Source organism: Legionella oakridgensis ATCC 33761 = DSM 21215 (assembly GCF_000512355.1).
GTDB lineage: Bacteria > Pseudomonadota > Gammaproteobacteria > Legionellales > Legionellaceae > Legionella_A > Legionella_A oakridgensis.
The window spans coordinates 543,643-558,753 of record NZ_CP004006.1 but is presented as its reverse complement, the minus strand read 5'-3'; the positions used below and the strand labels follow the sequence as shown (position 1 = coordinate 558,753).

The window sequence follows — 15,111 nt, the reverse complement described above, 5'->3', positions numbered from 1 at the left end:
ATTAAATTAAACTTTCTTGACATACCTCTGCCATTTTGATCTATTACTCCCTTTTGGAGTTGAGTAATGGATAGTACGAATTATGTTAGCCAAAGCATTGATCACCTTGGCTTGGTTGCAGGGTTTTGTGAATCAATAGGCTTACAGGAATATATTGACAATTTAATTCCAAAAAAATCAAATCAAAGTGGGCTATCTCATGGCACGCTTTTAACCGCAATGATATTAAACGGTTTGGGCTTTGTTAGCCGTACATTACATATGTACCCAGAATACTTTTCAGAAAAAGCAACGGAACATTTGCTTGGTTCAGGAGTTATGCCTGAGCAACTAAACGATGACGCAACCGGTCGAAGCTTGGATGCGTTTTACGATGAAGGTGTTTCAAAGATTTATGCAGGTCTTGCCTTGAAGGTAACTGATTATTTAGGTCTTGATTGTAAAAGTATGAATATCGATACAACCAGCTTTCATACTGATGGTCAGTACGAACAAGATATTGATGCCCAGTGTATAAAAATAACCAAAGGGTATAGTCGCGACCACCGCCCCGAGTTAAATCAAGTTGTTTTAAACTTACTTACGGAAAATCAAGCTGGCATTCCATTATATATGCAAGCCTGCAGTGGCAATGCAAATGATATGGAAACATTCAAACAATTGGTGAAATCTCATTTATCAAGTTTAAAAGCAGCGTACAACAATACCTATTTGATAGGAGACGCCGCACTTTATACAGAAGAGTGCATTCGTTCTTTATCTGAGCAAAAACAGCTATTTATTACACGGGTACCACAAAAGTTAGTTGAAGCAAAATCTATCATACAGCAAGCGTCGAATGTCGACTGGGAGCCTCTAGAAAATGGTTACTCTGGTTCTTGGTTTGCTGCTTCATATGGTGGTATAGCTCAGAGATGGTTGTTAGTCCGTAGCCAACAGGCCAAGCAAAGAGAAAGCAGCATTTTGCATAAGGCTATTTCAAGGGATACAGAACAGGCAGTGAAGTCATTTAAAAAATTATACCGCCGTTCCTTTGCTTGTGATAAAGATGCTAGTAAAGCTCTTAGTCTTTGGCTTGAAAGCCAAAAGTTCGTTAGTGTAGAAAACATTGATTTTGTTAAGCATACAAAGCAAGAGCGGAGGGGACGACCTAGTACCAACAGTCCTGTAAAAATAACTTACCAAATATCCGGTAACTTATGTACAAAGCTGAATTTGTGCGAAGAGGCAGAGCAAAACACCGGACTTTTTATACTTGCAACCAATGACCTATCAGATGCTATGAGCATGCAGTTTTTACTTGATGAATATAAATCACAACAAGCTGTGGAACGCGGTTTTCGTTTTTTAAAAAGTCCTGAGTTCCTCACCTCATCTTTGTACTTAAAAAAGCCAGAAAGAATAGAGTCGTTGCTTATGGTAATGACTTGTAGCCTAATGGTATATGCTGCTATTGAGCACTTAATTAGAATCCAACTTGTTGCTAAGGCGATGTTCTTCCCTGATATGAAAAAAAACCAACGCAAAAACCTACGGCAAGATGGGTCTTCTCTTGCTTTCAGGGTGTAGATCTTCTAACCGTCAATAACAGTGTTAACTTGGTTATAAACTTAACTGACAGGCATAGAATAATTCTCGAATGCCTTGGTGAGCCCTACTGGAAATATTATTCGTAAATTTTAATGCGGAATGTGGGATATAAAAGAGCATATGTTCCATTTTGGAACCTATGTATTTTTTGATTGCTGTGTATGAAAAGCTATTAGTATGTTTTATTTTGAACCATTTCCAAAATGGAAACAGTTGCTCATTTTTCAGTTATTTCCATTTGGAAACATCTGCTCAGGTTGTTATAAGCAATATTTGCCATCCCTTTTTCTAACTACCTTATTAAAATGGAGGTGGCAATATACCTCTACCCTTAATCTAACATTGATCATAACTGCTAAATTCAGTTGGTGACAAAATGTCACCAACTGAATAAATATTTAATGTTGGGATTCATTTATTAAATCTAATCCTTTTGTAGTTAAGCGATATTTTTGCAATCGGCTGTTGGGTATGTCTGGAATAGTCATTTCTATCATTCCAAGTGTTATAAGTTGTTTAATTTGCTTATTTAGTTCACCAGAAACGGTTTCATGACCTAAGGCACGAGCAATTTGTAATTTGCCAATTTCTTCATTTTGTAATATCAAAATGACTCTAGCCGCAAGTTTTGACTCTAGCCGTGACTCTAGCCGTGACTCTAGCCGTGACTCTAATTGTTCATCCCTTTTATCGAAAATAGTGTCAATTGGTATAGCTTGTGCAAGGTATATTATAAAGCGTATTCGCATCCCAATTTCGATAATTTCGGGTTCTTGTAATTTTTGTTCTATAGCTTCGGAGTAGATACGACTTACGCCACTTCCCCATTGTTCAATTAAATTAAGTTCACGAAAAACTCTGGCAATGACATGATTTCTAATTTTTGATATACCCTGTCGCATATCTTCAATTGTTAGTCCTGGCAAAAGAATTCCAGGGTTTTCTATTTCTATACGGTCGTCAAAAAAGGAAATTCGAATTGGCGCACCACGTTGAGAGTAGTCAGTATGAACAAGTGCATTGATAACAGCTTCGCGCAACATAAGAAGAGGGATACTCCAAATATCTTTTCTTTGTACTGCTGAAAAATCAGCGCCACGTAAAGCGTGCTTTTTCAAAAACATCATGATGCTCTCAACTGCATTGGGAAGATAGTCATAGATATCAACATGATCGAAAATACGGGATTTGTCTTTACCAATGAAACGGCCACATTGTACCCAGGCATCAGGAAAATATGTATTGCGTTCTTTTCCAAATAACAATATCGCGCCTTTTGTTGGAACTAATTTTCCTTGATGAGAAGTGATGAGCTTTAAAGTCAGGAGGTTTTTTTCATTCAGCGATTTAATATCTGAAAATAGTTCTTGAGCTTTCGTTATATCAACATCATCGACAGAAAGCTCAGGCATGGGCATTTCATCAAAATTTACTCCTTCTGAGCGACGGTGTAATTCTGTGATAAGCTCTTGATCTGCTTGACGATTTGTGGAACCTAGTCGGACATAAATACCTTGTGTTGATCCCTCTGAATTGATCCAATGAGGTCCTGTATTGCTGACAAATACTTCAATTACCAGCAGTGTTTTATTATTTAGTGTTACCAATTCAATACTAGGTATAAGGCGTGGTGAGATAGAATCAGCAATCAGATTACATAGACGTTCCTCTTCGTCTAATGGATGCTCAACACCTGTTATTTGTCTTTCATCATTGACCCCAATAATCAGGTGACCGCCAGCTGTATTTGCAAAAGCAACGATAGATTTAAGTAGTGATTTTGGTGATGATAAATCTCTTTTAAACTCGAGTGTTTTTCCTTCTTGTTGTGTAATTAGATTTTTTATCATAAATTTTTATCCAATCGTAATTTCTGCTTTGTTTAATGCATCTTTGCAATATACAGCTAATTTGGGGGAGTCTGATTCTATAAGTTGCTTAATACGTTCTTCCCACCGAATAAGGGCTTCCTTTCTTTGAGGCAGCATTTCATTCTTATTATAGGTGGCCATTATTTTAGGCATCTTATGCCCTAAGCATTTCTCAATCACCACGGGATCAATATGCAAAGCCTCACCAAGCTGGGTTGCAAAGGTTCGTCTTAAGTCGTGTGCTGTCCAGTGCGGAATACCGACTCGTGATTGTATTCGGATTACAGCTCTTGGCATAGCCCGATCTGATAAAATACTTTGGTCGTCTGCGCCTGTAATGACATATTCTGAATTGCTGTGTGCTTTGAGTTCTCTCAATACCTTTTTAGTCATTTCTGTGAGGTGGATTCTCATGACTATGTTGGTTTTGGTATTCTCGGCTGGGATAGTCCATAAGGAGTTTTCGAAGTCGAACTCTGACCATTTGGCTACTCGGATTTCTCCTGTTCTTACGCCTGTAAGTAGGATGATTTTCAGAGCTGCTCGGATCTGGAAAGATGTTCCATGTTCTTCGCTGTCTAGGAATTGCCATAGGGTTTTTACTTCATCGAGGGTTAAATAGCGTTCTCTGGGTTTTTCTATACCACCTATGTCTCTGGCTCGTATGGTCATTGCAGGGTTTAGCAGCATTTCGCCTCGGCTTACTGCGTAGTTGAATGCTTGTTTTAGTGTGCTCAGTACTTTATTGGCATGTACGGGTGAACCGCGACCAACGATTTTATCGAGAGCTTGAGTTATTTCCCTCGTTTTTAAGTGTTCTAGTTTTTTATTGCCCAATAGGGGAATGATATCCACTTTGATATGCTGCCAGATTTGCAGCGGTTGGGCGCGGTGTTTTTCAATGTAGTTGGTGTACCAGTGGAGTATCAGATTTTTTACGGTACTTTGGTCTTTCTGTTTTTGTTCTGCGATCTGCTCTTTAGGATTTACTTCGCCATGGCGTATGTCGCTTAAATCGATAAAACGTTTCTTGGCTTCGGATAAACTCATAGCAGGGTAGTGGCCTATAGTGATGAAATGCCTTTGGCCGTTGATTTTATAACGGTATAGAAATGTTTTTAGCCCTTTGGGGGTGACTCGTATACCAAAACCCCCATCTCTGAATTCTTCATAGCGAGAAGATCTTGGTTTTAGCGATCGAATATAGGCGTCTGTAAATTGTCTTTCCATTATTGCACCACTTAAAAAATTAGGTGTACTTCTAGGTGTACTTTCGTGAGTTCTCACATGAAATCGTTTGATATTTTTTGAAGTATAGCAGATGATAAAAATTAATAAAATACAATGAGTTAATGATTCTTTTTGATATCAAATGATACTGTTTGAAAATGGTCTTTTTAAGAATGGGGTGCTAGTGGTCGAAGGTTCAAATCCTTCCGTCCCGACCATCAAATTTCGGGGCTCTTTCCCATTTAAGGGGGCAGCTTTAATCACCCGCAGAGGACCTTAACACGTACTCTATAATTTTCAAAATTTCTAAAACCATAAGCTCTTCGCTGAATGAGTTTCATTTTGCGATGAAAGCCTTCTGTTATTCCATTTGACTTACTAAATCGCCACATTCTGGCCACTTCATCTTTCCAAGCCCAAAGTGTTTTACCTAATGATGCTAATGCTTTAAAACCACTTTGCTTTAACTCAGCCAACATTTCTAAGAAAGTAGGTATTACTTTACGGCACTCATGCTGTGTTAGCGCCCTTTTCATTAATAGTGAGTGCAGTTGTTGCTGAAATTGATATATAGCCTCTATTGCAGGATTTTCAGTGAAAAACGCATCTCTTTTGACTTTCTTCTCATCACTTAAGTTATCAGGTCTTGTTCTTAATAAGGCTAAGATACCTCTATTGTTTTTAATTTCAGTGGAGAGTTCTCGACAGGTCATCATACACTGATGTTGAATTAAACGGATTACATGAAACCTATCAGCCACTATCATAGCATTAGGAAAGTACTTCTTTACTAAGGAACGGTATGTACTGCTCAAGTCCATACAAATCACTTTGACACGTTCTTTTCCAGGTAATTGCTGGAGATATTCTTTTAATTCTTGCTCACGACGGCCACGAACCACATCAAATATCTTATGTTTTCTTAGGTCACAAAAAGTAGTTGCAAACCCTTCTTTCTTACTGAAAAAATGTTCATCAATACCCAGTACCACAGGACATGGTTTATTGATTAATTCTCGATGTTGCTCTTCATAATGCCGCTGATACCAGCGCTCTATGGTCGCTTTTCCTTTCTTATAACGCTCTGATAAATCTTTTTGCGATACCCCGCGGCTATGCTCATGAAACACTGCAGCTTGAGCTCGCCAAGTAGCACGTTGATGTTTATTGATACCGGGAAACTGTTGATTACCATAGCGACAACAAGTATGACAATAAAGCTTATACGCTTTAAACCTCAATACACTTCGACGATGCCCTATTAACTCATGGTGTACTGTTCTTACATACGATGATTTCTTGCGAACCTGCTTACTTTGGCAATGACTACACCGAGCTAATCGGTTATAAGTTACATCTAATAATAAGGGTTGATACCCACTCACTTTTAATATGGAAAATCCAGGTAAATTTAGGATAAGATTGTTCTTAGGCACTTTAATCTCCTTTTGATCGCTAAATCAAGGACTTAGTCTAGACTAATTTGATTAAAGTGCCCCCTTAAATGGGAAAGAGCCAGGCTTTCATCGCAAAATGAAACTCATTCAGCGAAGAGCTTATGGTTTTAGAAATTTTGAAAATTATAGAGTACGTGTTAAGGTCCTCTGCGGGTGATTAAAGCTGCCCCCTTAAATGGGAAAGAGCCGAAATTTGATGGTCGGGACGGAAGGATTTGAACCTTCGACCACTAGCACCCCATGCTAGTACGCTACCAGGCTGCGCTACGCCCCGACTGCATGCGAATAATAACTGGTCTTTGAATAAATAACAAGATAACGCTTAATCCAAGAAGCGATCCCGAAGAATTGCTTGTGTTATTTTTTAGTAGGGTCTCTTTCGGAAAGGAGACGGCGTAGGCGCAGGGGCGTCTATTTCATCTTCGTATTGCTGCTCATCACTTACTTCTACCACACCGCTGGTTTCTTCTTGTAAAGCTCCATAACCAAATCCGTCCGCTTCACCCGTGGTTTGATAGCCAGGAGTACCTTCTCCCACGGAATCAACCATATCTGCACCCATAAAACTTTTTTGCAGCAGCTCATTATCGGAACCTTCTTCTTGCAGTGCTTTTTTTACTTCCATAGGGCTTAATTCTGTATTAGGCTCTCCCTGTAATTTTATATCCATAAGATCTTGTTTTAACTGTTCGGGATTTAATAATGTATCTGGTTCCGGTTCCAATTTTATACTCATCAGTATCTCCTAAATAAATCCATCGCGTTAAAATGGACTTTTCTAGTTATACTTTAAGTGTAGTAGAAAAAATGAATAAATCCCGAACATCACTCCCGTTTCTAACTGAATGCATTAATGCCTGTGATATGCCTACCCAAAACCAATGTATGGACATTGTCAGTACCTTCATAGGTAAAAACAGACTCCAAATTCAGCATATGACGAATGACATGATATTCCAGACTGATGCCATTTGCTCCCAGTAAATTCCGACAGGTACGAGCAATTTTTAATGCTTCACGACATGCATTGCCTTTGGCCAGCGAAATCATGACAGGAGTTTCACGTTGCTCATCTTTCAGACGGCCAATTTGCAAATTTAACCATTGTGCTTTCACAATTTCGGTATACATATCCGCTAAATCTTTTTGGATGAGCTGAAATGAAGCGATGGGCTTGTCAAATTGCTTGCGTTCGAGCAAATAATCACGGGTGATATCAAAACACGCCATGGCAGCTCCCATTGCTCCCCAGGCAATGCCATAACGTGCCTGGCTTAAGCAGCTTAATGGAGCACTCAATCCGCGCGCTTCCGGTAATAAATTCGCTTCTGGGACAAAAACATCCTCAAACACCAATTCCCCGGTGATGGAAGCGCGTAATGACTGTTTTAATTTGATTTCATTACGCACAAACCCTTGAAAGTCTTTTTCAACGATAAATCCCCGAATTCCTTCATCGGTTTTAGCCCAGACGATGGCAATATCGGCAATTGATGCATTGGTTATCCAGAGTTTTGAGCCACTCAAGCGCCAGCCACCTTTCACTTTTTTAGCAACAGTACGCATACTGCCAGGATCCGAACCCGAGTCCGGTTCCGTCAAGCCAAAGCAACCAAGGATTTCGCCAGCAGCCATTGCCGGCAAGAACCGCTTTTTTTGCTCTTCGTTACCATAACGAAAAATAGGATACATGCATAACGAGCTTTGCACAGATACAAAACTGCGAAGACCACTGTCACCACGCTCCAATTCCTGGCAAACCAAACCATAGGCCACGTAAGAGGCTTCAGCTCCACCGTACTCCGCTGGTAAAGTCAATCCTAACAACCCCAGGTCGGCGGATTTTTTAATCAGTTCACGCGGGAAAGTTGCATGTTCAAATGCTTCGGCCATGAGTGGGACGACGTCATGGCTGACAAAACGTCCGACACTGTCACGAATCATACGCTCATCATCACGTAGCTGTTCATCCAGAAATAGCAAGTCGTCCACTTCTCTCTCCTTTATCTATCAATTGCTTTGAGTATCTAATACGAAGGTATCGCTCGACCTTATTTAACAAATGGCTGCGCGGCTTTCGTTCGGCTTGATTTTTTCTCAGACGCCCTGCCATTCTCCATCATACGTATGACTTCTGCTATGATTTTGTCCCTGTTGGGCAAAAGATGCTGCCAAGCACTTCCTAAAGGAATAAAACAATCCTCTCCGGTCAGGCGTCGGATTTTTAAATGCGACAAACCATGCTCCATCAATAACGTCATTAAGCCCTCACTCACCGAACCACTTCTCCGTCCTTCATCCACAATCAATACTTGCTTTGCTTTTGACACTTCATGTAAAATAGCTTCTTTGGGCAAAGGACTAAGCCAACGCAAATCAACGACTTTTACCTTGATATCATAGCGCTCGGCCAATATCTTTGCAGCCTGACGGGATAAATAATAACCATTGGCATAAGTTAGAATCACTGTATCTCCTTTACCATGTATCCCCACTTCCCCAGGTAAAATACGCTCATTAAGCGGTGGATACTCAAATAACCAGCCATTGTCCCCTGGCTCATGAAGATCTTTGGTCATATATAAAGCAATAGGCTCTAGAAAAACAACCACACGCCCTTCCTGATGCGCAAGTTGCATGCAAGTTCGCAATAACTTCACGGCATCCGGACCATTAGATGGACAGGCCACGATAACACCGGGTAAATCACGAAAAACAGCAATCGAATTGTCATTATGAAAATGACCACCAAAACCTTTTTGGTAAGCCAGCGAAGCTATGCGTATTACCATCGGATTTTGATATTGACCATTTGAAAAAAAGGACAAGGTGGATGCTTCACCTCTTAGCTGATCTTCTGCATTGTGGAAATAGGCCAAAAACTGGATTTCCGGCACAGGTAGAAAGCCATTATGTGCCATTCCAATCGCTGTTCCCAGAATGGTCGTTTCATCAAGAATCGTATCAAATACCCGTCGTCGCCCAAAACGAGCTTGCAAGTCGGCCGTTACCCGATACACCCCGCCTTTTTTACCCACATCTTCTCCGAACACGACCATGTTGGGGTATTGCATGAGCAAATCCGTCAAAGCAAAATTAATGTGCTGACATAAATTGCGTTTCATTGGCAATTGCGAATAAGAAGCAGCGAACACTTGCGCCCGCCGGGTTTCATCAGGCAATGAATAATGATTCACTTGGCGAGAGTTGGGGAATAAGGACGCCATGACCTCCACGGCGTTCGCTAACTGCGGGCTATGAGCCACTTCCAAAGCCTTAGCCTCGATCAAAGCGTGATTATTTTCATACAAACTGACAATTCCCTGTAATGTCATCCATCCTTCTCGATATAATAGGCCAGCCGTATGTAGTAATGGATCGTCCGCTTCCGTAGCTTCTATCTCAGCCTCGCTGCGATATTGCGATTCAATGTCTGAACCGGCGTGCCCTAACAAGCGCACACAACGCATGTGTAAAAAAACCACTTGTTTTTTGACGCGTGCCAAATAGTCAGCTTCTTTGGCTTTTGCATAACAATCCGCAATATTCAAACCGTCACAAGCAAGATAACGAATATGAGGCCGGCATTTTATCGAAGCTTCTATCCAATGGCTGGGAGTTGGCACAGAAATACCAATCCCGTTATCTTCACAAATAAATACAAGCGGTAAAGGATAAGATTGCTGCGCAAGCCAGGAACTTGCATTGATGGTCGCTTGCGCTGATGCATGGTTAGTAGACGCATCACCAAACGAGCAAAGAATCACGGAATCCTGCGGCAAGGCACTCTCAATCTTTAATTCCTTGGCGCGTGTAATGGAAAAAGCCGCGCCTAATGATTTTGGCAGGTGGGAAGCAATCGTTGATGTTTGCGGTGGAATAGTCAATGGCACACTGCCAAATACTTTATGCCGGCCGCCTGCAATGGGATCATCAGCCGCGGCAACCAGAGAAAGCAATATATCACGCACCCCATCACAGCCTTGCACTTGTTTGGCCCTTTGCAAAAAAAATCCGCCACTGCGATAATGTAAAAAAGCCATATCGCTCGACCGAAATACGTGGCCAAAAACAGCGTTCCCCTCATGTCCACTGCTACCGATCGTATAATAAGACAATCCTTTTTCCTTTAATTGCCGAGCAATAAGATCAAGTTGACGAGATTTGATTTGCGAATCAAACAGTTCAATAGCAGTTTTCTTATCTAACCCTGCAGAAGTCAACGTTGTCGTACTTTTTGGTGCTGGAAAATCGGCTTGCTTTACTCGTTTTAGAAACTGTTTATTGATAATACTGGCCCTGTCTAACATTGTGTTTTCCCATAGTCATGCTCATCGAACAATAAGCCAAAATTATTGAGTCTTATTCGAACAGACATCAGTATAGTGAAAGGAATTCATGAAACACAAGCGTTACCAAAGAGAATCATATAAACTACAACCTATTGACTCAGGACGTTTAAAACTCGAGGACACCATGAAAGGAATTTTATTGTTGCCCATACTGCTTATGCTGACCGCTTGTGGTTTTATGAATGATGAAACCATTGAAACACAGGAGGTACTTGCCCCGCCTGTAAAAAATAAATTTTTATTCGTGGAATATGATACTGGAATCGATGTAACGCACACTAAAATTAAATACAATTAATTCCAGTGTTCTCTTTTATATAACCTTGGTTTTTTACAGGAATAATGCATGCGATTTATTATTTCGGCATTGTTACTTTTAGGATATTGCGGCTCTTTCCCATTTAAGGGGGCAGCTTTAATCACCCGCAGAGGACCTTAACACGTACTCTATAATTTTCAAAATTTCTAAAACCATAAGCTCTTCGCTGAATGAGTTTCATTTTGCGATGAAAGCCTTCTGTTATTCCATTTGACTTACTAAATCGCCACATTCTGGCCACTTCATCTTTCCAAGCCCAAAGTGTTTTACCTAATGATGCTAATGCTTTAAAACCACTTTGCTTTAACTCAGCCAACATTTCTAAGAAAGTAGGTATTACTTTACGGCACTCATGCTGTGTTAGCGCCCTTTTCATTAATAGTGAGTGCAGTTGTTGCTGAAATTGATATATAGCCTCTATTGCAGGATTTTCAGTGAAAAACGCATCTCTTTTGACTTTCTTCTCATCACTTAAGTTATCAGGTCTTGTTCTTAATAAGGCTAAGATACCTCTATTGTTTTTAATTTCAGTGGAGAGTTCTCGACAGGTCATCATACACTGATGTTGAATTAAACGGATTACATGAAACCTATCAGCCACTATCATAGCATTAGGAAAGTACTTCTTTACTAAGGAACGGTATGTACTGCTCAAGTCCATACAAATCACTTTGACACGTTCTTTTCCAGGTAATTGCTGGAGATATTCTTTTAATTCTTGCTCACGACGGCCACGAACCACATCAAATATCTTATGTTTTCTTAGGTCACAAAAAGTAGTTGCAAACCCTTCTTTCTTACTGAAAAAATGTTCATCAATACCCAGTACCACAGGACATGGTTTATTGATTAATTCTCGATGTTGCTCTTCATAATGCCGCTGATACCAGCGCTCTATGGTCGCTTTTCCTTTCTTATAACGCTCTGATAAATCTTTTTGCGATACCCCGCGGCTATGCTCATGAAACACTGCAGCTTGAGCTCGCCAAGTAGCACGTTGATGTTTATTGATACCGGGAAACTGTTGATTACCATAGCGACAACAAGTATGACAATAAAGCTTATACGCTTTAAACCTCAATACACTTCGACGATGCCCTATTAACTCATGATGTACTGTTCTTACATACGATGATTTCTTGCGAACCTGCTTACTTTGGCAATGACTACACCGAGCTAATCGGTTATAAGTTACATCTAATAATAAGGGTTGATACCCACTCACTTTTAATATGGAAAATCCAGGTAAATTTAGGATAAGATTGTTCTTAGGCACTTTAATCTCCTTTTGATCGCTAAATCAAGGACTTAGTCTAGACTAATTTGATTACAGTGCCCCCTTAATTGGTGTAGAGCCGATATTGCCCATCCATTTTTGCTTTACCCAATAATTTTGTTTATCTTCATGACGTCGCCCCGAACATCATTGAAGACATGCGCTATGCTGGCAATAATAATTTTGTGGGAACTCCCATTCCAGGTTATCTGGCACCTCGCTGCATTCTTACCCGGGCTGCCGCCATCCAATTACAGAAAGCACAACTTGCAATAGCTCGCCAGGGTTATCGACTCAAGGTATATGATTGTTACCGCCCGCAAATGGCGGTGAATGCTTTTAATCTTTGGAGTAAAGATTTAAACGACACGCGCATGAAACAACGTTTTTATCCACATGAACCTAAAAAAACATTATTTGACAAAGGATACATCGCGCTTTATTCAGGCCATAGTCGCGGCAGCACGGTTGATATCACGTTAATCAAAACTTCCAATGCCAATAAAACCAATCAAAAGAACGACAACTTAGGCAAAAACCACCCCATCGACATGGGAACGCCATTTGATTACTTTGACAAAAGCGCTCATGTTTTTTATCGGGGATTAAGCAAACAACAACTCAAAAACCGCATGCTTTTACGGACACTGATGATGACGTACGGGTTTAAACCCTACCCCAAGGAATGGTGGCATTTTACCCTGGACAATGAACCTTATCCCCACACTTATTTTAACTTTCCAGTCAAATAAGGTTCCTGTCTTAAGATTAACAACTTACCCTATTGTTTCTACCGACTTTTTCAGATTAACAATTTCAGGACGCAATTCTTTTATACGATTATATTCGTCTACGAAAACAACCGTAGGTTTAAACGTGTAGCAAGCTTCATCAGTAAGCTGAATAAAAGAAGCAATAATGATAATATCGCCCGGAGTTACCAGATGCGCAGCAGCCCCATTCACACATATGTCGGTAGAATTGGGCATGCCTTCGATGGCATACGTTTCAAATCTCGTTCCTGCAGTGACATTCCAGACATTGACTGCCTCATAAGGCAAGATATTTGATGCAGCAAGCAATTCAGGAGAAATTGTGATGCTGCCTTCATAATCCAGATCCGCTTCCGTAACACGAGCACGATGGATTTTTGATTTTAACATTTTTCTATAGGTAATCATTTTTTATCCCAGTCATCCATGCTTGCAGCATGCATTAACGATGCTATGACTAATTGCACATTTTATGCGCATAACAGGGAAAACTCAATAATCTATTAGGATATATTATGGTCTATTGAGTAATTTAGAAAAATGATCTGCATCAACTGGATTGGAAAAATGCTCTCCTTGACCATACAGACAACCTAGATTTTTCAGTTCATTGAGCGTATTTTCATCAAAAATACCATCGGCAATGACATTTAAATCCATAACCTCACCTAATTTAATGATTGCTTCGACAAGATGATGACGTTTTGTATCCTTCATCATATTGCTGATAAACGCCTTATCAATTTTAATTTCACTGATGGGAAAGTTAATGAGATAAACAAACGAAGAATAACCACTGGCAAAATCACTGATGCATATTTTTATTCCGAGATCAGCCAATCGCTTGAGCACATCCATGGAACGTTCTTGATCACTTAAACAGGCTTTTTCTGTCAATTCAATTTTTAAATAGTCTGGCGATAAGTTATTTTCTTTTAATAAGTTATTTAAAATATCTGGCAAGTCCGGATCGGTTGCATTAAATATATTAATTTGAATATAAATTTTATGATTGGCCTGATGCCACAAAGCCAACTGTCTAATAGCATTTTTTAAGGTAAAAACGGTCAAATTTTTAACTAAGGAGCTTCCTCCTACCAAAGGAATTAATTTTTCAACATCGAAATTACCATATTGAATATTTTCAAAATGAATGCCAACATCAGCTCCCAATATTTTGCCCGTTGCTAATTCCACAATCGGTTGATGTAAAATACCAATTTCCTCTTGTTCGATGGCACTTCTTAATTCTTTCAAGATGGTTCGTTTGGTTTTGTAATTCTTTTCCATGTTTGCTTGATAAATAGCATAAGATTTATTTCTTTCTTCTGCATCAAGCAATCCTAATGTTGCGCGCTGCATTAACTGTTCATCATTATTGCCATGTTGCGGGTGAAGTACTACACCCGCAGTGGTCGTTACTTCAATATTATTACCATCAATCATAAAACTAACGGACGTCGCTTGGATAAGATTATGAATAATTCTATCAAGTTGATGTTCTTCTTTTAATCTTGGAATAAGAATTGCAAATTCTGCCCCCTGTATGCGTGCCACCATGTTCATGCCCATATAAGCCTGCAGCATGTAGGGTTCCAATAAGATTGATTTTAATTTTTCCGCAAATTGAACCAAAAGACTGTTGGCACTAAAACTGCCAAAATTGTAATTAATTTCTTTAAATTTATTGATTTTCAAAATAATTAAAGCAAGTTCTTCTCCTGAATGCAGTTGCTGAATGCCTTGATTAATACGTTGCGACAATAAATGACTATTCGGCAAATTGGTCAGCCGATCATGATTACTTTCATATTTAAGCTTTAATTCCAAATCATCACTTTTACTGGCAATTTCCCGAGTTTTATTTTCAATGATTGACTCAGCTTTACTGACCAATTCATAACAGAATGACTGTCCCCAATAAGCAAACATAAATGGGGTCAAATCCAGTGCCCATATGGCGGGATTGCTTGCTTGTGCCTTAAGAAACCCTCCTAAGCTTATTTCCCCGGTCGTTTGATAAGAAACGAGTAAGGATGCCACTATGATACTGCCGATAGAGATGACCAAACCCAACATAGCGTATTTATTCACATGGCTTTTTAAAACAGTTGAGCGTATTGCAAGTTGTTGTTTAATGTTCATGTGATATGGCCACTTTTTAAAAAATTTATATAAAAAATCGGCAAATGCTGCCATATCTTTAATATAGACAAAAAATAGTTTTTTTAAATCGAAAAAAT

General features: G+C 39.7%; 11 protein-coding genes, 1 tRNA gene and 2 pseudogenes. 4 read left to right on the top strand and 10 right to left on the bottom strand.

Features of this window, described 5'->3' with window-relative positions; translation table 11 throughout:
- The first annotated feature begins 66 nt into the window (after positions 1-66).
- Positions 67-1,676 (top strand): annotated as a pseudogene (locus tag LOA_RS02760) (IS1634 family transposase).
- Positions 1,677-1,988: 312 nt separating this feature from the next.
- On the opposite strand, the gene LOA_RS02755 reads toward LOA_RS02760, so the two are convergent.
- From LOA_RS02755 to LOA_RS02745, 3 genes are all read right to left on the bottom strand, one after another.
- Positions 1,989-3,440, bottom strand: a complete 1,452-nt coding sequence (locus LOA_RS02755) for an AlbA family DNA-binding domain-containing protein (RefSeq protein ID WP_025385042.1) — start codon at positions 3,438-3,440, stop codon at positions 1,989-1,991.
- 6 nt (positions 3,441-3,446) lie between these two features.
- Positions 3,447-4,691 carry a tyrosine-type recombinase/integrase gene (locus tag LOA_RS02750; protein WP_025385041.1) on the bottom strand — a complete coding sequence of 415 codons (1,245 nt, stop codon included), beginning with the start codon at positions 4,689-4,691 and terminating at the stop codon, positions 3,447-3,449.
- 260 nt (positions 4,692-4,951) lie between these two features.
- Positions 4,952-6,127, bottom strand: a complete 1,176-nt coding sequence (locus LOA_RS02745) for an ISL3 family transposase (protein WP_025384767.1) — start codon at positions 6,125-6,127, stop codon at positions 4,952-4,954.
- A 67-nt stretch (positions 6,128-6,194) separates the two neighbouring features.
- Between LOA_RS02745 and LOA_RS16135 the strand changes: the two are divergent.
- Positions 6,195-6,305: pseudogene (locus LOA_RS16135) on the top strand (transposase); the annotation flags it as partial.
- A 40-nt stretch (positions 6,306-6,345) separates the two neighbouring features.
- On the opposite strand, the gene LOA_RS02740 reads toward LOA_RS16135, so the two are convergent.
- The 4 genes from LOA_RS02740 to LOA_RS02725 all read right to left on the bottom strand — a co-directional run bounded on the left by LOA_RS02740 (position 6,346) and on the right by LOA_RS02725 (position 10,458).
- Positions 6,346-6,422, bottom strand: a tRNA-Pro gene (locus LOA_RS02740).
- Positions 6,423-6,512: 90 nt separating this feature from the next.
- The gene (locus tag LOA_RS13575; RefSeq protein WP_025385040.1) at positions 6,513-6,884 is read right to left on the bottom strand and encodes a hypothetical protein; all 372 of its coding nucleotides are present in this window, start codon (positions 6,882-6,884) and stop codon (positions 6,513-6,515) included.
- A 101-nt stretch (positions 6,885-6,985) separates the two neighbouring features.
- Positions 6,986-8,140 carry an acyl-CoA dehydrogenase family protein gene (locus tag LOA_RS02730; protein ID WP_025385039.1) on the bottom strand — a complete coding sequence of 385 codons (1,155 nt, stop codon included), beginning with the start codon at positions 8,138-8,140 and terminating at the stop codon, positions 6,986-6,988.
- Between the two features lie 59 nt (positions 8,141-8,199).
- A complete protein-coding gene (locus LOA_RS02725; protein WP_025385038.1) occupies positions 8,200-10,458 on the bottom strand; it encodes a thiamine pyrophosphate-dependent enzyme in 2,259 nt (752 codons plus the stop codon).
- 88 nt (positions 10,459-10,546) lie between these two features.
- Here LOA_RS02725 and LOA_RS02720 point away from each other — a divergent pair, with 88 nt between their 5' ends.
- Positions 10,547-10,798: a hypothetical protein gene (locus LOA_RS02720; RefSeq protein WP_025385037.1), complete on the top strand. Its 252-nt coding sequence runs from the start codon at positions 10,547-10,549 to the stop codon at positions 10,796-10,798.
- A gap of 121 nt (positions 10,799-10,919) precedes the next feature.
- Here LOA_RS02720 and LOA_RS02715 read toward each other — a convergent pair whose 3' ends face one another.
- A complete protein-coding gene (locus LOA_RS02715) occupies positions 10,920-12,095 on the bottom strand; it encodes an ISL3 family transposase (RefSeq protein ID WP_025384767.1) in 1,176 nt (391 codons plus the stop codon).
- Positions 12,096-12,253: 158 nt separating this feature from the next.
- Here LOA_RS02715 and LOA_RS02710 point away from each other — a divergent pair, with 158 nt between their 5' ends.
- On the top strand, positions 12,254-12,847 hold the full coding sequence (locus LOA_RS02710) for a M15 family metallopeptidase (RefSeq protein ID WP_025385036.1): 594 nt from the start codon (positions 12,254-12,256) through the stop codon (positions 12,845-12,847).
- 24 nt (positions 12,848-12,871) lie between these two features.
- On the opposite strand, the gene panD is transcribed toward LOA_RS02710, so the two are convergent.
- Both panD and LOA_RS02700 read right to left on the bottom strand, forming a co-directional pair.
- Complete coding sequence (gene panD / locus LOA_RS02705) at positions 12,872-13,273, bottom strand: aspartate 1-decarboxylase (RefSeq protein ID WP_025385035.1); 402 nt, start codon at positions 13,271-13,273, stop codon at positions 12,872-12,874.
- 108 nt (positions 13,274-13,381) lie between these two features.
- Positions 13,382-15,013, bottom strand: coding sequence for a putative bifunctional diguanylate cyclase/phosphodiesterase (locus LOA_RS02700; RefSeq protein ID WP_025385034.1), 1,632 nt, complete (start codon positions 15,011-15,013; stop codon positions 13,382-13,384).
- Positions 15,014-15,111 lie beyond the last annotated feature (98 nt).

What these genes read in the sequence shown, in the direction of transcription:
- LOA_RS02755 (WP_025385042.1), bottom strand. Translation starts at nt 3,440, where the DNA reads ATGATAAAAAATCTAATTACACAACAAGAAGGAAAAACACTCGAGTTT.
- LOA_RS02750 (WP_025385041.1), bottom strand. Translation starts at nt 4,691, where the DNA reads ATGGAAAGACAATTTACAGACGCCTATATTCGATCGCTAAAACCAAGA.
- LOA_RS13575 (WP_025385040.1), bottom strand. Translation starts at nt 6,884, where the DNA reads ATGAGTATAAAATTGGAACCGGAACCAGATACATTATTAAATCCCGAA.
- LOA_RS02725 (WP_025385038.1), bottom strand. Translation starts at nt 10,458, where the DNA reads ATGTTAGACAGGGCCAGTATTATCAATAAACAGTTTCTAAAACGAGTA.
- LOA_RS02720 (WP_025385037.1), top strand. Translation starts at nt 10,547, where the DNA reads ATGAAACACAAGCGTTACCAAAGAGAATCATATAAACTACAACCTATT.
- LOA_RS02710 (WP_025385036.1), top strand. Translation starts at nt 12,254, where the DNA reads ATGCGCTATGCTGGCAATAATAATTTTGTGGGAACTCCCATTCCAGGT.
- LOA_RS02700 (WP_025385034.1), bottom strand. Translation starts at nt 15,013, where the DNA reads ATGAACATTAAACAACAACTTGCAATACGCTCAACTGTTTTAAAAAGC.